This window comes from Mesorhizobium sp. M6A.T.Cr.TU.017.01.1.1 (assembly GCF_004023115.1).
In the GTDB taxonomy this organism is placed as follows: Bacteria; Pseudomonadota; Alphaproteobacteria; order Rhizobiales; family Rhizobiaceae; genus Mesorhizobium; species Mesorhizobium mediterraneum.
Map to the genome: position 1 here is coordinate 1 of NZ_RZTA01000111.1, position 22,165 is coordinate 22,165.

The 22,165-nt window shown below is 61.9% G+C and carries 20 protein-coding genes; 14 read left to right on the forward strand and 6 right to left on the reverse strand.

The annotated features are described in order from the left end of the window. Positions 1–157: 157 nt before the first annotated feature. The 4 genes from EOB36_RS27015 to EOB36_RS27030 all read left to right on the forward strand — a co-directional run bounded on the left by EOB36_RS27015 (position 158) and on the right by EOB36_RS27030 (position 5,033). The gene (locus tag EOB36_RS27015) at positions 158–1,996 is read left to right on the forward strand and encodes a M3 family oligoendopeptidase (RefSeq protein ID WP_128286088.1); all 1,839 of its coding nucleotides are present in this window, start codon (positions 158–160) and stop codon (positions 1,994–1,996) included. A gap of 375 nt (positions 1,997–2,371) precedes the next feature. Then, a complete protein-coding gene (locus EOB36_RS27020; protein ID WP_127294542.1) occupies positions 2,372–3,109 on the forward strand; it encodes a proton-conducting membrane transporter in 738 nt (245 codons plus the stop codon). A gap of 167 nt (positions 3,110–3,276) precedes the next feature. After that, a complete protein-coding gene (locus EOB36_RS27025) occupies positions 3,277–4,422 on the forward strand; it encodes an aminodeoxychorismate synthase component I (RefSeq protein WP_127294540.1) in 1,146 nt (381 codons plus the stop codon). Next, positions 4,371–5,033: an aminotransferase class IV family protein gene (locus tag EOB36_RS27030; RefSeq protein ID WP_128286089.1), complete on the forward strand. Its 663-nt coding sequence runs from the start codon at positions 4,371–4,373 to the stop codon at positions 5,031–5,033. Before EOB36_RS27025 ends, EOB36_RS27030 begins: the two co-directional genes overlap by 52 nt. A gap of 131 nt (positions 5,034–5,164) precedes the next feature. Here EOB36_RS27030 and aztD read toward each other — a convergent pair whose 3' ends face one another. Next, entirely contained in the window at positions 5,165–6,376 is a 1,212-nt protein-coding gene (gene aztD / locus EOB36_RS27035) for a zinc metallochaperone AztD (RefSeq protein WP_245467901.1), read from the reverse strand. Positions 6,377–6,454: 78 nt separating this feature from the next. After that, positions 6,455–7,441: a zinc ABC transporter substrate-binding protein AztC gene (gene aztC, locus EOB36_RS27040; RefSeq protein WP_126105132.1), complete on the reverse strand. Its 987-nt coding sequence runs from the start codon at positions 7,439–7,441 to the stop codon at positions 6,455–6,457. Positions 7,442–7,703: 262 nt separating this feature from the next. Between aztC and EOB36_RS27045 the strand changes: the two genes are divergently transcribed. After that, positions 7,704–8,084 carry a Fur family transcriptional regulator gene (locus EOB36_RS27045; protein ID WP_126105131.1) on the forward strand — a complete coding sequence of 127 codons (381 nt, stop codon included), beginning with the start codon at positions 7,704–7,706 and terminating at the stop codon, positions 8,082–8,084. A gap of 161 nt (positions 8,085–8,245) precedes the next feature. Here the strand turns inward: EOB36_RS27045 and EOB36_RS27050 are convergent, their stop codons facing one another. Next, positions 8,246–8,689, reverse strand: a complete 444-nt coding sequence (locus EOB36_RS27050; RefSeq protein ID WP_095484235.1) for a DUF6640 family protein — start codon at positions 8,687–8,689, stop codon at positions 8,246–8,248. Positions 8,690–8,825: 136 nt separating this feature from the next. Continuing rightward, entirely contained in the window at positions 8,826–9,152 is a 327-nt protein-coding gene (locus EOB36_RS27055; RefSeq protein WP_095484075.1) for a hypothetical protein, read from the reverse strand. Positions 9,153–9,348: 196 nt separating this feature from the next. On the opposite strand from EOB36_RS27055, the gene EOB36_RS27060 reads away from it, so the two are divergent. Then, on the forward strand, positions 9,349–10,398 hold the full coding sequence (locus EOB36_RS27060) for a LacI family DNA-binding transcriptional regulator (RefSeq protein WP_128286091.1): 1,050 nt from the start codon (positions 9,349–9,351) through the stop codon (positions 10,396–10,398). A 252-nt stretch (positions 10,399–10,650) separates the two neighbouring features. On the opposite strand, the gene EOB36_RS27065 is transcribed toward EOB36_RS27060, so the two are convergent. Then, positions 10,651–11,076 carry a nuclear transport factor 2 family protein gene (locus EOB36_RS27065; protein WP_128286092.1) on the reverse strand — a complete coding sequence of 142 codons (426 nt, stop codon included), beginning with the start codon at positions 11,074–11,076 and terminating at the stop codon, positions 10,651–10,653. Between the two features lie 168 nt (positions 11,077–11,244). Between EOB36_RS27065 and EOB36_RS27070 the strand changes: the two genes are divergently transcribed. The 7 genes from EOB36_RS27070 (at position 11,245) to EOB36_RS27100 (ending at position 19,645) form a co-directional block, all read left to right on the forward strand. After that, the gene (locus tag EOB36_RS27070; RefSeq protein ID WP_206637213.1) at positions 11,245–12,153 is read left to right on the forward strand and encodes a LysR family transcriptional regulator; all 909 of its coding nucleotides are present in this window, start codon (positions 11,245–11,247) and stop codon (positions 12,151–12,153) included. A gap of 369 nt (positions 12,154–12,522) precedes the next feature. Then, complete coding sequence (locus tag EOB36_RS27075) at positions 12,523–13,968, forward strand: homospermidine synthase (protein WP_128286094.1); 1,446 nt, start codon at positions 12,523–12,525, stop codon at positions 13,966–13,968. 197 nt (positions 13,969–14,165) lie between these two features. Further along, entirely contained in the window at positions 14,166–14,537 is a 372-nt protein-coding gene (locus tag EOB36_RS27080; RefSeq protein ID WP_128286095.1) for a hypothetical protein, read from the forward strand. Positions 14,538–14,715: 178 nt separating this feature from the next. After that, a complete protein-coding gene (locus EOB36_RS27085; protein WP_128286096.1) occupies positions 14,716–16,764 on the forward strand; it encodes a bifunctional UDP-sugar hydrolase/5'-nucleotidase in 2,049 nt (682 codons plus the stop codon). Positions 16,765–16,910: 146 nt separating this feature from the next. Beyond that, entirely contained in the window at positions 16,911–17,963 is a 1,053-nt protein-coding gene (gene hemH, locus EOB36_RS27090; RefSeq protein WP_128286097.1) for a ferrochelatase, read from the forward strand. 250 nt (positions 17,964–18,213) lie between these two features. Continuing rightward, positions 18,214–19,164, forward strand: coding sequence for an SPFH domain-containing protein (locus tag EOB36_RS27095; protein ID WP_095484069.1), 951 nt, complete (start codon positions 18,214–18,216; stop codon positions 19,162–19,164). A 10-nt stretch (positions 19,165–19,174) separates the two neighbouring features. Continuing rightward, a complete protein-coding gene (locus tag EOB36_RS27100) occupies positions 19,175–19,645 on the forward strand; it encodes an NfeD family protein (protein WP_095484068.1) in 471 nt (156 codons plus the stop codon). Positions 19,646–19,692: 47 nt separating this feature from the next. Here EOB36_RS27100 and EOB36_RS27105 read toward each other — a convergent pair whose 3' ends face one another. After that, positions 19,693–20,694, reverse strand: coding sequence for a KpsF/GutQ family sugar-phosphate isomerase (locus EOB36_RS27105; protein ID WP_095484067.1), 1,002 nt, complete (start codon positions 20,692–20,694; stop codon positions 19,693–19,695). A 151-nt stretch (positions 20,695–20,845) separates the two neighbouring features. On the opposite strand from EOB36_RS27105, the gene EOB36_RS27110 reads away from it, so the two are divergent. Further along, on the forward strand, positions 20,846–22,165 hold a 1,320-nt coding region (locus tag EOB36_RS27110), incomplete at its 3' end, for an outer membrane beta-barrel protein (RefSeq protein ID WP_245467902.1).

The following is a 22,165-nucleotide window of genomic DNA, read 5'->3' on the forward strand; positions in this document are numbered from 1 at the left end:
GCCCACCCAAGGGGAGACTCCGCCCTGTGGATCATCTTGGCACAGGGTTCTAAACAAGGTTTCAAAAAACCCGGTGAACGAATTCCTTAGGATTTGACCGGCTTCCTGTTCCCCTCGAATTTTGGCCCCTTGAATCTTGGTTCTGGAAGAAATGGCAATGCGCAAAGTTTTTGGTCGGCAGCTTGCGGCGGCATCGTCCGGTCAGGGCGCGGCGGAGCTCGGCGATCTGCCGGAATGGAATCTCACCGATCTCTATCCGGGCATGGACGCCCCCGAGCTGACGCGCGACATCGCCAAGGCGGCCGCCGATGCCGTTAGCTTCGAGAGCCGCTGGAAAGGCACGCTCGCCGCCGAGGCGGAGCGCGGCGACAGCGGCAGGCTGGGCGAGGCGCTTGCCGCCTATGAAGCGCTGGAGGAACTGATCGGCCGGATCGTCTCCTATGCCGGGCTGGTCTATGCCGGCAACACCGCCGATCCGCAGCGCGCCAAGCTCTATGGCGACATTCAGGAGAAGATGACCGACGCTAGCGCGCATCTCCTGTTTTTCGCGCTCGAGCTGAACCTCATCGACGATGCCGCGATCGAGACGGCGCTTGCTGCCGATCCCGCCTTCGCTCACTACCGGCCGTGGGTGCTCGACCTGCGCATGGACAAACCCTACCAGCTCGAGGATCGGGTCGAGCAGCTTTTCCACGAGAAGTCGATTACCGGACGCGGCGCCTGGAACCGCCTGTTCGACGAGACCATGACCGATCTGCGCTTCGACATCGATGGCGAGGAGCTCACCCTGGAGCCGGCGCTGAACCGCCTCCAGCACGCCGATGGCGAGGTGCGCCGCCGGGCCTCTGAAGCGCTGGCCGCAACCTTCCGCAAGAATTTGCGCACGTTCACGCTGGTCACCAACACGCTGGCCAAGGACAAGGAGATTTCCGACCGCTGGCGTGGCTTCGAGGACATCGCCGATTCGCGCCATCTCGCCAACCGCGTCGAGCGCAGCGTGGTGGATGCGCTCGCCTCAGCCGTTCGCGATGCCTATCCTCGCCTGTCGCACCGCTACTACGCGATGAAGGCGCGTTGGCTTGGCATGGACGTGATGAACCACTGGGACCGCAATGCGCCATTGCCAGAGACCCCGCAGGCGATCATCGGTTGGGACGAGGCCAAGAACACGGTGCTTTCCGCCTATCAGCGCTTCTCACCTGACATGGCGGAGATCGCCCGGGTTTTCTTCGACCGCAACTGGATCGACGCGCCGGTCAGGCCGGGCAAGTCGCCGGGCGCCTTCGCGCATCCGACCGTGCCGTCGGCGCATCCCTATGTTCTGCTCAACTACATGGGCAAGCCGCGCGACGTGATGACGCTGGCGCATGAGCTTGGCCATGGCGTGCATCAGGTGCTGGCCGCAGGCCAGGGCGCGCTGATGGCTTCGACGCCGCTGACGCTGGCCGAGACGGCATCCGTCTTCGGCGAGATGCTGACCTTCCGCTCGCTGCTCGACCAGACCACGGACAAGCGCGAGCGCAAGGCCATGCTCGCGCAGAAGGTCGAGGACATGATCAACACGGTCGTGCGCCAGATCGCCTTCTACGAATTCGAGCGCAAGGTGCATGCCGAACGCAAGAACGGCGAATTGACATCCGACAGGCTCGGCCAGTTCTGGTTGGAAGTGCAGGCGGAAAGCCTCGGGCCGGCGATCAAGCTGCGCGACGGCTATGAGGTGTTCTGGACCTACATCCCGCACTTCATCCATTCGCCCTTCTACGTCTACGCCTATGCTTTCGGCGACTGTCTGGTGGATTCCCTCTATGCGGTCTACCAGAATGCAGAGCGTGGCTTTCAGGAGAAATATTTTACCATGCTGCGCGCCGGCGGCACCAAGCATCATTCCGAGCTCCTTGCGCCCTTCGGCCTTGACGCCACCGACCCTGCCTTCTGGCAGATCGGACTTGGCGTGATCGGCGGCCTGATCGACGAGCTCGAAGCTTTGGACAATTGACACACAGCGCTGAACATCCGGGGCCGACAGAACAGTTTAGCCGCAATGCATATTCGGGCCGTTCTATTCTTGCCCTAAATATATGTTCTTAAATAACTCTCCGTGAAATTTTCCGTTAGCTTTCCGGAATCTGTATGATAGCGTCCCGCCTCAAGCTCAGTCGGGCGCGGGGCTCAGGCCAGGAAAAAATCTCCGGCCGGTCACGGCGCTTCGGCGAATGCGACAGCGGCCGTTGGCCATGGCAGGAAAAGCCGGTCGCCGACAGCTCGATTTAAGCCGGCTGTTCCGCGAACAGCGGAGCCACCATCGAATGGTCCTTGTGCCAAGGTCACCACTCCAGGCCACGGCAGATGGATCGGACTGGAGAGAGAGACAATGGGCACTTTTTTCTACATGCTCCTGGCGTTCTTGGTAGGTGTGTTGGTTGGCTGGTTCATCTGGGGACGCCTGCGTGGCGAGCTCGACAGCCTGCGCGGTGACATGGACCGCACGCGCAGCGAGCGCGACAGGCTGCGCGCCGATGCCGACCGCCTGACCGGTGAGCTGGATGTATGCCGTGGCGCCCGCGCCGACCTGGAGCGCCAGTTGGCCGAGGCACAAGGCGCCAAGACCGGCGCGACAAAGGCAGCAATCCCGGCACCGTCGGCATTGATGTCGACGTCCGCGCCGGCAAAGACCGCGCCGGCCAAATCGACGCCGGCAAAGACCGCGTCCAAGAAACCGGCGGCCGCCAAGGCGGCAGCCGCGCCAGCGGCAAGTGCGTCGAAAGCGGCCGCGTCGAAAACGAGCGCCACAGCCAACAAGGCTGCGCCGGCGGCAAAGAAAGTCACCGCAGGCAAGGCAACAGCGCCAGCGGGCAAGCCCGACAGTCTGCGTCGCTTGATCGGCATCGGCCCGGTCAACGAGCGGAAGCTGCACGGCCTTGGGGTCAGGACCTACGCTCAGATCGCCGCCTGGACGGCGGCGGATATCAAGCGGATCGAAGACGTTCTCCAGTTCGACGGCCGCATCGAGCGTGAGCGCTGGATCGAGCAGGCGAAACTGCTTGCCGCCGGCGATGAGAAGGAATTTGCGCGCCGCTTCCCGACCGCGGGGACTGCGAGCAACACCTGAATTGCCTGCCGGCATCGAGCACAGACTGGCGGCGCCTCGAGGTGCCGCCGGTTTGCTTTTGCACCAAGGCTGCCTTTGCGTCTTGAGACGCCGCTCTCTCGATTGCGCGCGATCGAGCCCCCATATAGAGCGATAGCTTGCGTTATCGATCGCAGCATCCGAGCCCCATGTCCCTGCCCTCTGCAATTTTCCGGAATGATGAGCGCGCGCATCAGCTCGTTTTCGACCGTCCGTCCGGCATCATCGTGGCGCATGAGGCGGAGGATTTCCTGCCGGCGCTGGAAATTGCGCAGGCCGCGCATGACGCCGGCAAATGGCTGGCCGGATATTTCTCCTACGAGGCCGGCTACCTGCTCGAGCCGAAGCTCGTTCCACTGCTGCCTGGTGGACGCCGCGCCCCGCTTGTCTGCCTGGGGATCTTCGACGCGCCTGTCGAACAGACGGTCGTGCGCAGCCACGCGCCGGCGACCAACGGTCCGATCTTCGACGCAAGGGCTGCCTGGTCTTCAGAAGATTACGCAAAACGCTTTGCGCGGCTACACAATCACATTCGCAAGGGTGATTGCTATCAGGGCAATCTGACCTTTCCGGTTCATGCGCAGTGGTCGGGCGACCCGCTGGCTGCCTTCGATGCGCTGACGGACCGCCAGCCGGTGAAATACGGCGCGCTGATCGCGCTCGGCGATCCGGTCGTTTTGTCGCGTTCGCCGGAACTGTTCTTCGAGATCGATGCCGAAGGCATGATCGAGACCCATCCGATGAAGGGCACCGCCCCGCGCGGCGCGACCAAGGCGGAAGACAAGCGGCTGAAGGCGTTCTTGCTCAATGACGAGAAGAACCAGGCTGAGAACCGGATGATCGTCGATCTGTTGCGCAACGACATCTCGCTGATCAGCGAGGTCGGCACGCTGGAGGTGCCGGAGCTTTTCCGCATTGAGAGCTACCCGACCGTCCACCAGATGGTGAGCCGCGTGCGGGCCAAGCTCTTGCCCGACCTCACCATCCGCCAGATCTTCGCTGCGCTGTTTCCATGCGGATCGATCACCGGCGCCCCAAAAATCCGTGCCATGGAAATCCTGCACGATCTGGAAGGCACGCCGCGCGACGTCTATTGCGGCGCCATCGGCTGGATCGCGCCCAGCGGCACGATGCGCTTTTCGGTGGCGATCCGCACGATATCGCTCTTTTCCAGTGGCGAGGCCGTCTACAATATCGGTGGCGGCGTCGTCTTCGATTCTACGGCCGAGGAGGAGTATCAGGAGTGCCTGCTGAAAGCGCGCTACGCGACGGGAACACCGCCGATTTCGACCTGATCGAAACCATGCGCTGGCAGCCGGGCCAGGGCTTCCTCCGTTTCGACCGCCATTTGGCACGCCTTTACAGCTCGGCAGCCGAACTGGGTTTTGCCTGCGATCCGCAGAAGGTCGGCGAGGTACTCAGGAACGCCGTCGACCGGCCGGACATGGCCTTGCGCACACGGCTTGTCCTGTCGCGCAGCGGCAAGGTGACGGTCTCGGCGCTGCCTTATGAGCCGCATGCAGCCGACAAGGTGTGGAGACTGCAACTGGCGCGGGTGCGGCTCGATTCGAGCGACACGCTGCTGCGCCACAAGACGAGCCGCCGGGATACCTATCAGCGGGCGCGAGCCGAATATTTAATTAGCCGCGCCGACGAGGTGCTGCTGGCCAACGAGCGTGGCGAAATCTGTGAGGGCACGATCACCAATCTCTTTGCCGATTTCGGCGACGGAGTGCTGGCAACGCCGCGGCTCGATTGCGGCCTGCTGCCTGGCGTGTTGCGTGGCGAATTGCTGGATGAAGGTCGTGCCCGCGAAGCAATCTACACCTTGGATGACTTGAAATCGGCCAAGGCGTTGTTTGTCGGCAATTCGCTGCGCGGATTGATTCCGGCGCGGCTGGGCTGAAACGCAACCGATAAGGCACCGGACGACGCCGATGGCTGTGTCTCGATCATGGTTTCCCTTGCGCGTCGGGAAGATGCGTCCGGCCCGAGAAAGAATGGGCCGGACGCGCGGCAGCCGCTTGGGAGGGGCGACTATTCGCCTTCGTGGGTCTGACCGGAGCCGCCGACGGAAACGATGTTGAAGGGTTTGCCTTCGACAGCAATATCACCGGTCTTCTCGAACGACGTCGCGTCAACGAGATGCAGCACACCTTGCAAAGGATCCGTGACCACGATCCTGTCGCCGGCGACCGCGACACGCGGCCTCGGGTCGCTCCAGTGGCCATCCATCGAATAGGGATCGGTCAGCTTGAGTGAGTTTGCGATCTCCCCCTTCACCACGTCGATCTGGTGAAGCTGGCCGTCCTCGGTGAAGACGTAGGCGAACTTCGCACGAACGGGATCGACCGCGAAATGCACGCGGCGCGTTGGAAGGCCGATCAGCCGGAATGCGTCGCTCTCGAGTGTCGGATCGATCAGCACCACCTTGTCGGCACCGTAGTTGCCGAGGAAATATTGCAGGCCTCTGCCGCCGATCAGAGTTGTCGTTTTGCCGTCCGGCAGGCTGTCGGCATAGGGCAGATGGCGGATCGCCGGGGTGCCGTCGCCTTGGGTGACGACAAGCAGGCCGGTGGCACAGGCGAAAGCCAGGATATTGCCGGAAGATGCCTCCCCGTGAAGGTCGGGGCAGGCGTGGATGCCGCCGACCTGCGCGCCAGCCTTGTCAGCGACCCTGATGCCGACCGGGAGCTCGTCCGGCTTTTCCCTGTTCGGCTCCGACAGGAGGACATGGGAGCCATAGGCGACTGCGACGCCGTGCTGCGGCGCGTCCGTCTTCACTTCCCTGAAATCCGATTTGCCTTCCAGGACGGCCTTCTCGGAGATGATACGGGCGACACCTTCGCCGTCGAAAAAAACGGCGAAATCTCCGTCATGCTCGACGAAATGCGACGGCTTCTCGCCTACGATCTCGACGCCGGCAAGCTTCGGCGCTTCGACGTCGATGTCGCCGTGTTCGCCGTGGTCCTCGAAGGAAATGCCGCTCGCGATCCCGGTAACGACGCCGGCCGAGCCCTGCACGGCGAACACGGTCCGGCCGCTTTCGCTGCGATGGAGCGACGCCGGCCCTTTGATCTGGAACGTGTCGAGCTTTCCGCCATTGACCGCATCGATTACGGTCACCTTCGGATCCGCGTGGTCCGAGATAAAGAGGCGCCAGGCGGTTACCTCCTCGGCATGGGCAGCACTTGTTGATACAGACAGAAGCAGCGCGATGGCCGTGGCTGACGCCCAATTTGTGCTCACGATATTCTCCTTGATGTTATTACATAACCGATTGTGGTCAACGAAAAGGCGGATTGCTCCGCCTTTCCATCGTGGCGATCAGCTTGCGAGGATCGCGCCTTTGATCGTCGTGATGTTGTGCCGCATCATCTCGATATAGGTCGCGGCCGGGCCGTTCTCGCCCGACAGGGCGTCGGAGTAGAGTTCACCGCCGACTTTCAGGCCTGTCTCGCTAGCGATCTGCTCGATCAGGCGGGGATTGGTGACGTTTTCCACGAAGATTGCCGAAGCCTTGTCTTGCCTGATCTGTTTGATGAGGGCCGCGACGTCGGCGGCTGAGGCTTCAGATTCGGTGGAGAGGCCCTCCGGCGCGAGGAATTTTATGCCGTATTCGTGCTCAAAATACCCAAAGGCGTCGTGGGAGGTGATGATCGTGCGCTTGCCCTCGGGGATTTCGGCTACAGCAGCCTTGATCTCCTCTTCCAGCGCCTCGATCTGCTCGCCATATGATTCAGCATTGGCCCGATAGGTGTCACAGCCGGCTGCATCGGCGGCACAGAAGGCGTTGGCGATGTTCTTCACATAGACCTCAGCGTTATGCACGGATTGCCATGCATGGGGATCGGACTCGCCGTGATGGTGGTGCGGTTCCTCATGGCCCTCTTCCGCCTCCGCAGCGTGCCCTTCCTCGCCCTTGGCGGCGTTATCGTGATCATGGTGATGCTCTTCCTCGGTGTTGCGCAACACCTCGCCGCCTTTGGTCAATTCCACGATCGGCGCCTTCGTGGCGCTCGCCTCGACGAGACGCTGGAGGAAGCCCTCGAACTGGAGGCCGTTGACCAGCACCACGTCGGCCGAACCAACGGCGGCCGCGTCCGCCGGCTTCGGCTCGTAGACATGGGCGTCACCATTCGGACCGACCAGCGCGATGATGTCGACACGGTCGCCGCCGACATTCCTGGCGAAATCGGCGATGATCGAGAAACTCGCGACAACTTTGAGGTTCTCGGCCGCAGCCACCGACAGGGTGATTGGCAACGATGTTATGACGCCCACCAAGGCGGCAAGCTTCAGCGTCCTGGACATTCGATCAACTCCTTCTGTTCAAGCGGTTCTGTGGGAGACATGACGGACGCACATGGCAGGCCGGACGATCCCGTCGAGGTGATGCATGGCGGGGGACCGTTGTAGCTCAGCGTCAGGTCTTGAAAGGTCACACAGCCACCATTCGATCCCGCTCTTGACGATCCGTTGTGTTATGTTATCACGTTCGTCAACCGAAAACGTTATACTATAACAATTGGTCGCCATTGTGCTCGAAACTGCGTGGAACACGAAGGAACAACGGATGCCTGGACGTAATCAGCAGTTGGTTCTCGACGCGCTGACGCGCTCCGACAGACCGATGAGGGCCTACGAATTGCTTGGGCTCCTTCGCCAGGAAGGACTCCGCTCACCGCTACAGATCTATCGCGCCCTGGATCGGCTCATCGAGGAGGGCCTGATCCACCGGATCGAGAGCCTGAGCGCGTTCGCGCTTTGCGTCCATGGCGAATGCACCCACGGGCGCGCCGCCTTTGCTATCTGCGCGAATTGCGGGCGAGCAAGTGAAGTTCACGATCCGGCATTGGAGCGGGTGCTGCGCCGGATTGCCCGACGGCAGGGCTTCCGAACCAAGTCGGCCACGGTGGAGCTCTCGGGTCTATGCGAGTCTTGCGCGCATGGATGAGATGCCCGTCTTCTTGCTCACCGGTTTTCTCGGCGCCGGCAATGCTCGCCGCATCTTTCGCCGCGCAACTGCTGGCGCTCGACCCTTGCCCAACTCGACTAGAAGGGCATGACCGACGAGCGTCACCGGCTGGTCGCTCGGCTCAAGGCGCTGGCGCTGTCCTAAATTGCGGCCAGGCCTAGCAGCAGGATCGCCGACATCGCGGTAAAGACCGTGACATTGACATCCCACTGCCAGCCTGCTGGTCCGAACGGCGGTCGGAATGGCAGGTAGCCGTTCTCGTCATAGAGCACGCCGCCATAGATCGGTCGTGAGAGCATGGCCACGAAGAACGCTCCATACATGACGGCGCCCAATCCGCCGGCGAGATAGAGCCGCTCGGCTTCGAGTGGCCCTGCAATCCAGATAAGTCCCAGCGCAATCAGCGCGACCCCGGTGTAGCTCAGCACTTGCCAGACGACGTGAAACCGGGCGTGCGGAGTCCACAGCGGATTAGTGGCGTGTGTTGCGTTCAAGTCGGCTTTGATTGTCACCACACCGTAGCCCACCGTCGCAACGCTTAGAAGAATGCGGGCAAGCAGATGACTGTCGTAGGCAAGTTCCATCGCACTTTCCTCCTTCATTGGCGAAATCGATGACGGCACTTCAGCAGTTTGGCGTCCGGACTGCCCTCAACGGGAACCGACGGTACGTCGGGCCGCAGGCCGACGTCCACCTTGCCGGGCAGCGGCGCGGGTAGCGTCATGCCGGAACGGATTGAATGGCGCCTTGGGCACAGAAAAGCTGCCCATCGGCCAGACGTGCATAATTGTGGACGATCCCATTCTCGTGATCCTGCAGCTGCACAATGAAGTTGCCGCTCCGTTCCGTCCAGCTCATGAGCACGAGGTTCGGGCGTACGCTGGTCATGTCGATCTTGACCACCTCGTCAATTTCGGCAGCTCCGATCGACGCCTGCACATGCAATTCCTCAGGCGAGAAAAACGTCAGCCGAGGCACGAACGCGCCGAAAACGCAGTCGAAAGTCTTACCGATAAGCGAGGCTGGAAAAATATTGGTTTCTGCCATGACTCCCTCCACTGGCTTGGCCTTTGTGACCAAGGGCTATTTGCAATCTACCGGTGCTTCAGTTGCAAAAAAATGCCATATATACCAATTTGGAGCGCTCCAAGAACAACGATCTGCCTTTTCCACTCTCGAGTCAACAAAATTCTTGGAGCGCTCCAAATTATGGTCTAACTGAAAGGAAACGAGTGAACCGCCAATGCCAACCCTAGCCGATGTCGGCAAGGCTGCCGGAGTTTCCCGGGGGACTGTTTCCAACGTCTTCAACCGGCCGGAGCTGGTCAGGCCTGAATTGCGCGAGCGCGTCGAAGCGGCCGCGCGGGCGCTCGGGTTTGGCGGCCCCGACCCGAAAGGACGTTTGCTGCGGGACGGCAAGTTCAATGCCATCGGCTTCATGCCGCCTGGCGCCTACGCCATCGCCGAGGTGATGAGAAGCCCCTATGGCCGCGAGCTGGTGCTGGGCGCTTCGCTTGCCTGCGACGAGGCCGGAACGACGCTAAGCCTTGTGAACGGCACCGACAACACGCGCTTCGCCAGCATCCGCGAGGCCCTCGTTGACGGCTTCATCCTTGGTCACAGCGCGGATATCGGTCTCATAACATCGGCACAACGACGGCGCCTGCCCTTCGTCATTCTCGAAAGCGATGCAGGTCCCGACATCAATTCGATAAAGATCGACGGCAGAAGTGGCGCGGTTGCTGCCGTCCGGCATCTGACTGAGCTGGGGCACCGGCATTTTGGCATCTTATCCATACGGAGGACTCCGGGCCCTCCGATCGTCCACATGCCCGGACAGGCAAAGCGCCCGCTTCTGGCCGGCTTCTCACTCGACGACGAAAGGCTCGACGGTTTCAAGCAGGGTTTGGCGGAGGCGAATTTGTCGATCGACGATGTCCCGATCATCGAGACGACGCCGGGCGATCCGTCTGTTGGAGCAGTGGTATTCGACAATGTGCCGGAAGCCACCGCAATCCTGACCATGTCGGACTGGCAAGCGATCACAATACTCGACGAGGCGGTTCGGCGCGGCATAGAGGTGCCGGGCCATGTATCGGTCATTGGCTTCGATGGCACTGCTGAATCCGCACGCACCACGCCGCCGCTGACGACTATTGCGCACGACGTGATCGGAAAAGGCAGGCTCGCCGCTCGCATGGTTCTTGACAATGAACCACCCCGCCAAGTCGTTCTGCCTGTGGAACTGGTGGTTCGGGCGTCCACAGCCGCGCCGAGGGCAAAAATCCGCTGAACGGGCGCGCGCGTTGCTGGCGTGGTGCGCACGTCGCGGTTACGCAGCCACTGGCGAGACTGAAGCCTATCCTTGGCGACATTCGCTTTTGGTCATCCAAGCGTGATGATCTGTATTTGCCGTGCTGTGCAAGCGGCTTTGAACGTATGGGCGGATCGAACGGAAGTTACCGCATTTGTGCATGCCGCGAATGGAGCCCGATCCCGAAGGGACGCGTCCGTGCCAAGCGTGAGGCCTTAAAGTGCGGCAAGCCTAGTCCGTTTTTGGTGGCGCTTCGACCGCCCAATTAGGGTCTGCGCCGAAGGGATGGTCGATAAAAAAGGCCCAGGTGCCATCCGGCAGCTTCCGGTGCACCTCCATACCGTGATGATGCACTTCGATCGGCTTGCCATTTTGATCCACGCCTTTGATCAGCCATTGCGATCGCGTCATCGCGAAGTCGCCGGCAATCGTGGTGTGGTGTGTGACGACATCCATATGCGGGTTCATGCCGACGTAGGCGGTCATGGTTTCGCGAATGGCGTCGGCGCCGCGCGCGATCGTTGTGCCACCGTGGACCTGATCCACCTGAACGATTGATGCGGCAGGATGATACATCGCTATTGCTGCACTCACGTCGTGCGCATTGAAGGCGCGTGCCAGCCACAGATTGCAGAGTTCTGGCGAGGGAGCGCCCATGTCGATCTCCTTCCGTGGTTATGTGCTACAAGCTATATTTGTCTTCATGTTTTGCAAAAACACCCGGCAAAAATGAAAGCAGAGCTTGCAGTTTCCGCAAGAACGAGCGGACAGAGGCAATCGGCTTGATGAGGCATCCCGTTGGATTCCGGACTTGGAGGTCTGGCTGTGCTGACTCAAAGACTCTTTGAACTGTCGGACCTGCGCCTGATACGCGCCATCGGAGAGGCCGGCAGCCTGAGTGCGGCGGCCCGCCATTTGGGCGTTGACCACTCAACTGCTTTTCGACGATTGGGCGCGATGGAAGGGCGTTTGGGAGCACATCTGTTCGAGCGTGCTCGTGATGGATACACGCTCACCCTGGCCGGCGAAATCGCCCTCATTACCGCCACCCGCGTCTTGGACGATCTGACCGATCTTGAGCGCCGCCTGGCTGGCCAGGATTTGCGGCCGTCTGGAACAGTAAGGGTGACCACCGCGGACACTTTAGTCGAGCTGCTCGGTCCGATCTTTACCGTATTGGCCCAGGAACGACCGGAGATCATGATCGAACTCATTGTCGACAACTCGTTCTTCACGCTGTCGAAAAGAGACGCCGACATCGCAATCAGGCCGGTTGGCGCACCGCCCGACAACTTGGTCGGAAGGAAACTCGCCAAACTGGCGACTGCGCCATACGCTTCGCCAGCCTATCTGGCGCGGCGCCCCCTTGACGCACCCCTGCCGGACTTCGATTGGATAGGTTTTGAGGAGAGCCTTGCCCATCTCCAGTCGGCGAGATGGCTTAAGCAGAACGTCGCCGAGGATCGGATCGTCCACCGCGCAAATTCGCTCCTGGCCCTGCAGGCCGCCGCACATTCTGGCATGGGGGTCGCCGCGCTACCTTGCTACCTGGCAGATCAGGATCCCGACCTTAGGCGGGTGCGTGGACCTCTGGCGGACATGGAGGCGGCCTTGTGGCTGCTCACCCACCCGGACCTCAGGCGAGTGACCCGGATTCGTACGGTTCTCGACTTCCTGGCCAACCAGCTTGCTCGGCGCAAGACTTTGATCGAAGGACAAGCGCCAAGGGATTGAGCTTCCCGTGGGCGGGGCGTTTGCAGGAGCGGGCGAAATGCCACCCTAATGCAGTCCGGCGTGCGAAGATGGAGCTCCGGACTCCGCGAACATCCGTTCGACCTCATCACGGTTGCCCGGATAGCCTCCCCGCCATTGCGGCCTAACGGACGTCGGTTGCTGCGGAAGCGAGAAAAGCCGATCTTGAGCTTCGCCCATCCACGGTTTCGGCCTTAACCACGTCGCCAACGCAGCGTAGCCGCGGTTGGCGCTTTTCACTGGTTTATGACAATGATCTGTGGTTGTAGCGCGTGGCGGTCGGGCAAAAAAATGCTTCGCTTTGCGTCTGTTTGCCCGGCTTTTCAGCCTATCTGAGGGAGTAATCGATAAATGGCGAATGAAAACTGGCCCGTTTACGGCGAGATCACCGGCCCTGTCGTGATGATCGGCTTCGGCTCGATCGGACGGGGAACGCTGCCGCTGATCGAGCGCCATTTCAAGTTCGACAAGTCGCGCATGACGGTCATCGACCCACGCGATACCGACCGCAAGCTGCTCGACGAGCGCGGCATCACATTCATGCAGGATGCGGTGACAAGGAAAAACTACAAGAAGCTGCTGACGCCGCTGCTGACCAAAGATGGCGGCCAGGGCTTTTGCGTCAACCTGTCGGTCGACACCGGCTCAGTGGATTTGATGCGGCTCTGTCGCAAGCTGGGTGTGCTTTACATCGATACCGTCGTCGAGCCATGGCTCGGCTTCTATTTCGACGCCAAGGCCGACAATGCCAGCCGCAGCAATTACGCGCTGCGTGAATCCATGATCGAAGAAAAGCACGCGCACCCCGGCGGTGCGACCGCAATCTCCACCTGCGGCGCCAATCCCGGCATGGTCTCGTGGTTCGTCAAGCAGGCGCTGGTCAACCTCGCCACCGATCTTGGCCTCGAGTTCTCGGAGCCCGCCCAGCATGATCGCGAAGGCTGGGCGAGGCTGATGAAGAAGGCCGGCGTCAAGGGCATCCACATCGCCGAGCGCGACACCCAGCGCACCAAGAAGCCGAAGCCGATGGATGTGTTCTGGAACACCTGGTCGGTCGAAGGTTTCATCTCGGAAGGGTTGCAACCGGCAGAGCTCGGCTGGGGCACGCATGAGACGTGGATGCCGAAGAACGCCAAGAAGCACAAGCACGGCTCGAAGGCCGCGATCTTTCTGGAGCAGCCGGGCGCCAACACACGCGTGCGCAGTTGGTGCCCGACGCCTGGACCGCAATACGGCTTCCTGGTGACGCACAACGAGTCGATTTCGATCGCCGACTTCTTCACCCTGCGCGGTAAGAAGGGCAAGGTTCAATATCGCCCGACCTGCCACTACGCCTACCACCCCTGCAACGACGCCGTGCTGTCGCTGCACGAGATGTTCGGCGCCGCCGGCAAGGCGCAAGCCGTGCATCACGTGCTCGACGAAAATGAACTGGTCGACGGTGTCGACGAGCTCGGCGTGCTACTCTACGGCCACGATAAGAACGCCTATTGGTACGGCTCGCAACTGTCGCTGGCGGAAGCGCGCAAGCTGGCGCCTTATCAGAACGCCACGGGCATGCAGGTCACGTCTGCGGTGCTGGCGGGCATGGTCTGGGCGCTGGAAAATCCCGAGGCCGGCATCGTCGAGGCCGACGAAATGGACTACAAGCGCTGCCTGGAAGTGCAGTCCCCCTATCTCGGGCCGATCAAGGGCTACTACACCGACTGGACGCCGCTCGATAACCGCCCTGGTCTGTTCCCGGAAGACCTCGACAAAAACGACCCATGGCAATTCCGCAACATCCTCGTTCGATAGTGCAGCATCCTCGTTCGGTAGCAATCTCTCACAGCCTTGCAATCGCCTGGAAATCGGGCGATTGAAGGAGGGCGGCCTAGAGCGACGTGCGTCCACTTGGACGCACAAAGTACGCTCTGGCGCTTTGAATGTACGCATCGTGCTTTCCGAAAATCGGATCGATTGTCGGGCCGATACGAGAGGAGAGGATTTTGATGATGACGATTGCGCCCAAACTGCTTTCGGCCGGCATTGTCGCGGCCGCTGCCGCCTTGGCGGCGTGCACCACCGCCGGCCCGGGCGGGCCGCCATTGGCCGCGCGGAGCCCGGTCGAAGGCTCGTGGATTGATGCGCAAGGCACGGGCCTTTCGACCTTCGCCAGCGGCAGCTTCAACACCGTCGCGACCGACACCGGCCAGAAACTTGCCGACGGCAGCTACACCATGACCGGCGGCACCTCGGTCGAGATCCATGGCACTTCGCTGATCCGCCAGACGCCGATCAGCTTCAACTGCTTGTTGATCTCCACCTCGCAGCTCAATTGCACCAGCGCGAGCGGGCAGAATTTTGTGCTGACGCGGCGCACCTGAGCCCACACTGAACTGCTTTTGCAAAGGACGGCGGCCTCAGGCCGCCGTCTTTTTTGCGCCGGCAAAGCTGACCCCGATTCTGCTTGCATCGGCCGAAACGCGATGTGAACATGGCAAAAAGCTGGCTGTTATGTTGCAGTCAAGCAAGGGCGTTAAACAGGTCATCGGGGAGACGAAAATGAAGAAGATCGCCGCCATTGCCGCCCTTTCGGCCTCCGCGCTTGGTCTGTCGGCCGGCGTGTCCTTTGCCGACTACACACTGAACATCCTGCACATCAACGACTGGCACAGCCGCATCGAAAGCAACAACAAATATGAATCGACCTGCTCGGCCGAAGAGGAGACCAAGGGCGAGTGCATCGGCGGCGCGGCGCGGCTGATCACGGCGATCGCCCAAGAGCGCAAGAAGCTGGAAGGCCAGAACGTGCTGCTGCTCAGCGCCGGCGATAATTTCCAGGGATCGCTCTTCTACATAACCTACAAGGGCAAGACCGAAGGCGAATTCCTCAACCAGATGAAATTCGACGCCATGGGGGTCGGCAATCACGAGTTCGACGACGGCGAGGCAGCGCTTGCGCCGTTCCTCGACATGATCCAGTTTCCGGTGCTCGGCGCCAATGTGAAGGCCAACGCGCAATCCAAACTCGGTGACCGTGTGAAACCGTCGGTCGTCATCGAGGTCGGCGGCCAGAAGATCGGCATCGTCGGCGCGGTCACCAACGACACGCCGGAGCTCGCTTCGCCAGGCCCTAACGTCAAGATCGAAGACGACGTCAAGTCGATCACATCAGAGGTCGAAAAACTGAAGGGAGAAGGCGACACCAAGATCATCGCGGTCAGCCATATCGGTTACAAGCGCGAGCGCGACGTCATCGCCAAGATCCCGGGTGTCGACGTGGTGGTCGGCGGCCACAGTCACTCGCTGCTGTCCAACACCGACCCCAAGGCTGAAGGCCCCTACCCGACGATGGTCGACAATCCGGACGGCTACCAAGTGCCGGTCGTCCAGGCGGCGTCCTATTCGAAATATCTCGGCGAATTCAAGGTCGTGTTCGACGACAACGGCATCGTCAAGCAAGCCAGTGGTGATCCGATCTACCTCGACAAGTCGATCGCGCCTGATCCCGCCGTGCTTGCCCGCATTAAAGAACTCGGCGCGCCGATCGAGGCGTTGAAGAACCAGGAGGTCGCCGAAACCACCAAGGCGATCGACGGCAGCCGTGAGAATTGCCGCACCCGCGAGTGCGAGATGGGCAATCTCGTCTCGGACGCCGTCCTCGACCGCGTCAAGGACCAGGGCGTCGAGATCGTCATCTCGAATGGCGGCGGTCTGCGCGCCTCGATCGATCAGGGCACCGTCACCATGGGCGAAGTGCTGAACGTGCTGCCATTCCAGAACACATTGGCGACCTTCCAGATTTCCGGCAAGGATCTGGTTGCCGGGCTCGAGAACGGTCTCAGCCAGATCGAGGACGGTGCCGGACGCTTCCCGCAGGTTGCCGGCCTGAAGTATTCATTCGACAAATCGGCCGCCCCGAATGCCGGGCGCGTCAAGTCGGTCGAGGTCATGGAAGGCGGCGCGTGGACCCCGATCAATCCAGACAAGGATTACCTGGTCGCCACCAACAACTATGTGCGCCAGGGCGGCGACGGCTACAAGGTGTTCGCCGACAAGGCCAAGAACGCCTATGATTACGGTCCGGGCCTCGAACAGGTGGTCGCCGATTATCTCAGCGCGCATCGGCCCTATACGCCGAAGCTCGATGGCCGCATCACCGAGGCAGCGGTGGCCGCCGCTGCGGAACCGGCCAAGCCGGCCGAGGCTGCGCCCGCACCGGCCGAGCCCGCAAAACCGTCAGAAACGGCTCCAGCCGCAACTGCGGAGCCGGCGATGCCCGAACCCCCGGCGGGTTCAAGCGACATCGCCACGACGCCACCGGGGGTCCCGGCGGAACCCGCCCCGCCAACGCCGGCACCTGCCGAGCCCGCAAAACCAGCCGAGGCAGCGCCTGCGGCACCGGCTCCTGCAGCGGAACCGGCCAAGCCAGCCGAGGCCGCACCGGCCGAAAGCAGCCGTGTGATCGTTGCCGGCGATACCTATTGGGACCTGGCGGAGAAGGCCTATGGCGATGGCGCCAAGTGGAAAACGATCTCCGACGCCAACAAGAACTACGAACCGCGCCGCCTTCCCGTCGGCGCAACCTTGACTATGCCGGCCGCAAACTAAGTTCTTCCGTCATTGTCGGAAAACCCGTCCGGGTAACCGGGCGGGTTTTCTGCTTTCCGCCTGAGGTTAAGATAAGGTGCGGCCAGACGCTGCATTGAAAACCGGCGTGGCATCGCTAGTTTCGCGCGGTGTCCGGAGATCCCTTTATGACGCTTTCCAACCCTGTCGATCCCAAGGCTGCGAAGGCCCTCGGCCCGCTGCCGCCGGTCGGAGCGGGCAGGATCGGTGTCATACTGGTCAATCTCGGCACGCCCGACGGCACCGAATTCAAGCCGATGTGGCGCTATCTCAGGGAATTCCTGTCCGATCCGCGCGTCATCGAGCTCAACAAGGCGATCTGGTACCCGATCCTCTATGGGCTGGTTCTCACCACGCGGCCGAAGAAGTCGGGCGCCAACTATGCCAGGATCTGGAACCGGCAGCGCAACGAGTCGCCGCTGCGCACCTACACCCGCGCCCAGAGCGAAAAGCTGACCGAGGCGCTGCGCGACCTGCCCGATGTCGTCGTCGATTGGGCGATGCGTTACGGCAATCCTTCGACCGAGAGCGTCGCCAAAGGGCTGGTCGCGCAAGGCTGCGACCGCATTCTTTCTTTTCCGCTCTATCCGCAATATTCCGCGACCACGACCGCGACCGCCAACGACCAGCTGTTTCGCGCGCTGATGAAGATGCGCCGCGCACCGGCGATCCGCAGCGTGCCGCCTTACTATGCCGAGCCGGTCTATATCGAGGCGCTTGCCCGTTCGATCGAGCGCCATCTGACGACCCTCGATTTCGAGCCTGAGGTGGTCATCGCCTCCTATCACGGCATTCCGAAACCCTATTCCGATAAGGGCGATCCCTATCAGGCCCATTGCCTGGAGACGACCCGGCTGCTGCGCGAAAAGCTCGGCTGGGATGAGAAGAGGCTGATTACCACCTTCCAGTCACGCTTCGGTGCGCAGGAATGGCTGCAGCCCTACACCGACAAGACGGTCGAGAAATTAGCCGAAGAAGGCGTGAGATCGATCGCCATCGTCAATCCGGGCTTTTCTGTCGATTGCATCGAGACGCTGGACGAGATCGCCAGGGAGGCGGCCGAGACTTTCCATCACGCCGGCGGCGAGAAGTTCGCGCACATCCCTTGCCTCAACGACAGTGCCGAGGGCATGGCGGTGATCGAGGCGATGGTGCGGCGCGAACTGTCAGGCTGGATCTGAAGCGGGTTTAATCGCGCAGCTAGCGCGGCTGTCTATACACCGGCAATCCGCGATCACCTGATTGTAACATTTCTGAAACACACTTAAGTGTTTGGTGAAGTCGGTTGTATGGAAACGACTATCGCATCGGCACGAAAATCGGAATCGATTTTTGGGAAGCATGATGTGCAGGTATAAAAATTAGAGCGTACTTTGTGCGTCCGGTGAACGCGCGTCGCTCTAATGTGCTCGGCATCTGAGGGAGAGCCAAATGGATTTCAGTGGTTTCGATATCGCGCTTCTTGTTCTTGTCGCTCTTGTCGTGCTCGTGCTTTTCAAAGGCATTCGGACAATCCCGCAAGGCTACAATTATACCGTCGAACGCTTCGGCCGCTATACCAAGACATTGAGTCCCGGCCTCAACCTCATCGTGCCGTTCGTCGACCGCATCGGCGCCAAGTTGAACATGATGGAGCAGGTGCTCGACGTCCCGACCCAGGAGATCATCACCCGCGACAACGCCACCGTCGCCGTCGACGGCGTCGCGTTCTACCAGGTGCTCAACGCCGCACAGGCCGCCTACCAGGTCGCCGGGCTGCAGAACGCCATCCTCAATTTGACGATGACCAACATCCGTACCGTGATGGGCTCGATGGACCTCGACGAGCTTTTGTCAAACCGCGATGCCATCAATGAACGCTTGCTGCGCGTCGTCGACGAGGCGGCACATCCCTGGGGCATCAAGATCACCCGCGTCGAGATCAAGGACATCAATCCGCCGGCCAACCTTGTTGAATCGATGGGTCGCCAGATGATGGCCGAACGCAACAAGCGCGCGCAGATCCTCGACGCCGAAGGCCTCAAGCAGTCGCAGATCCTGGAAGCCGAGGGCCGCAAGGAAGCCGCCTTCCGCGACGCCGAGGCGCGCGAACGCTCCGCCGAGGCCGAGGCCCGCGCCACACAGGTGGTGTCGGAAGCGATCTCCAAGGGCGACGTGCAGGCGCTCAACTATTTCGTCGCGCTGAAATACACCGAAGCGCTGACCAAGATCGGCTCTGCCACAAACAGCAAGGTCGTGCTGATGCCGATCGAAGCGTCATCACTGATCGGCACGCTCGGCGGCATCGGCGCAATCGCCAAGGAAATCTTCGGGAGCGAAGGCACTGCCGGCGGCGCGCGGCAAGCTTCACGCCCGCCCGTGGTTCGCCCCAGCCAGACCTGAGGCCGATCCCATGTTCAACCGCATCATTTCCGAACTCGGCCCCTGGAATTGGATGGTTCTCGGTTTCGTCCTCCTCGTAATGGAGGTCATCGCGCCGGGCATCTTCATGCTATGGATCGGCATCGCCGCGCTGCTGATCGGTGCAGTCTCCCTGCTCATCTGGGACGCGGGTTTCTGGACCTGGCAGGTCCAGGTCCTCGCTTTCCTCGCGATGTCGCTGGTTTCAACCTATGTCGGCAAGAGACTGGTGGGTGGGCGCCATGACCCGACCGACCAGCCACTGCTCAACCGCCGCGGCGCACAAATGATCGGCAGGATGGCGACGCTTGCCGAGCCGATCAAGGACGGGCGCGGGCGCATAAAGCTTGGCGACACGCTATGGCGCGTCTCCGGCCCCGATCTGCCGGCCGGCACGCAGGTGCGCGTGACGGGCGCGGCCGATACCGATCTGGAGCTGACGGTCGAGGCGGTTCAAGGCTGATCCCACCCATCTCCGCGGAGTGACTTTCAAGCAGACTCTGATGTCTGTCAGGCCGCGCCGATGCGCAGCAGGTCGTGCAGATGGACAAGTCCGACCGGCCGTTTGCCCTCGACCACCATCAGGCTGGTGATGGCCGAATTGTTGATCGTCTGCAGCGCCGTCGCCACCAGCGTGTCCGGCCCGGCCGTCTTCGGCTCCTTGGTCATGACCTGATCGACGCTCATCGCCAAAAGATTGCTGCCGATGTGGCGCCTGATGTCGCCGTCGGTGATGATGCCGATCAGCGCACCGTCCTCGGCGGTTATCGCCACGCAGCCAAACCCCTTGCGCGACAATTCGAGGATCGCTTCGCGCATTCCGGTGCCGGAAGGCACCAGCGGCAGCCTGTCGCCGACATGCATGATGTCGCGGATCTGCGTCAGATTGGCGCCAAGTTGCCCGCCGGGATGGAAGGTGCGGAAATGATCCGGCGTGAAGCCGCGCGCTTCGAGCAGCGCAATGGCCAGCGCATCGCCGATCACCAGTTGCAGCAGCGTCGATGTCGTCGGCGCCAGGCCATGCGGACAGGCCTCCGACGCGCGCGGCAGCAGAAGCACAACATCGGCCTCGCGCGCCAGCGCCGATCTCTCTCCGGCGGTGACCGCGATCAGCGGGATCGAGAAGCGCCTGGAATAGGCGATGATGCCCTTGAGCTCCAGGCTCTCGCCCGACCACGACATGGCGATGATGGCATCGTCCCTGGCGATCATGCCGAGGTCGCCGTGATTGGCTTCGGCAGGGTGGACGAAGAACGCCGGTGTGCCGGTCGAGGCGAGTGTCGCGGCCAGCTTCGAGCCGATATGACCGCTCTTGCCGACGCCGGTGACGATGACGCGGCCTTCGATCTGCGACACCATGTCGACGGCGCGCGCGAACGGTTCGGCCAATCCGTTTTCGAGCGCAGCCGCCAGCGCCGCGACACCGGCCTGCTCGGTTGCCACCGTTCTGAGCGCCGAGGCTATCGAAGCTTGCCCGTCGAGCCGCTTCTTGTCTGGGGATCCCGCATGCATGGCTGATGCGATTAGCGCTTTGCCATGCGCCTGTCCAACGGAATTGCCATTCAGTGCGGGCTGATGAACCGCCGCCTCAACCCTCCGTTAACCATCCCCGTTTACGGTTCGGTAAGTATGGCGCGCGCGCGCCGCGCAAGCAGTGGTGGCGATGTCCGGGGCCCAGCCTGAAATGAAAAGAAGACGAAACGGCAAGGCGGTCTGCGCCTTGCTGCTGGCGACCAGCGTCTTCGCCTTGCTGCGACCAGCGCAGCCCTATGCCCAGGTAACCGAGCTGCGCGGCGAGGTTTCGGAATCGGCGATTCTGGCCGGCGCCCAGGATCAGACGGCACAGGCCGGCGCAACCACCCAAAGCGATGCGCCGGCGCCCACCTATCAGCCGGCCAGCCCGGGCGCCGTACAGGACGATGACACGGCGCCCGCGACCGGCAGCATTTTCGATCCGCCGGAAGCCACCGACGATCCGTTTGCGGAAACGCCCGCTCCCGTCCCGCCACGCCGACCATCGAGCGCAACGCAACGGGCGGCCGATCAAGACGAGGCAGAGGCCGCCGAGGCAGAAGCCACCGCCGCGACTGCAGCCACGACGGACGACACGGACACCGCCGGGACAGACCAGGACGCCACCAACCGCCGGGCCGTGACAATTGATTCCGCCGACAGGCAGGAGCTCGATCCGGGCGCCGAGCGCGCCGAAGCCATCGAAGGTCGGGACAGGAAGGTCGAGGACGACCCGTTCGCCGCCACCGGCATCAAACTCGGCTCGTTCGTGATCAGGCCGACGCTCGAACAAGGCCTGACGGCCTCGTCGAATGCCGATTCAAGCGCCGACGGCAAGCCGGCACTGCTGTCGGAAACGACGCTGCGCTTCAATGCCGTCTCCGACTGGCGAGAGAATTCGGCTGTCATCGACGGCTACGGCACTTTTCTCAAGACCATATCGGGCGACGAGATTCAGGAGTTGCGGGGCCGAGTCGACGGCACGTTCAATGTCGACCTCGACAACGATCTGCGCGCCATCGCCAAGCTCGGTTACGAGGCGGCGCCGGAATCGGCTTCGTCGCCGGTCGTTGTCGAAGGCACCATCGAGCAGCCAGTGCGCCAGACCATTGACGGCAGTCTCGCGGTCGAGAAGGATGCCGGCAAGATGCGCTTTGCACTGACCGGCGCGGTCGAACGCGACATCTATGGCGACGCCAAGCTTTCGACGGGCGGAACGGTGTCGCAGAAAGCCCGCGACTCGACGCTCTATACCGCCACCTTGCGTACCGGCTATGAGATTTCTCCCGCCATCACGCCTTTCACCGAGGTCGAAATCGGCCGCCGCGTCTATGATTTGCGCGTCGACCCCAATGGTTTCGAACGATCCTCGACACGGCTTGGCGTACGGGCCGGTGCCGAACTCGACCTCGGCGAGAAGCTTGCCGGCGAATTCTCGGCCGGCTGGCTGCGGGAAGCGATCGACGATGAC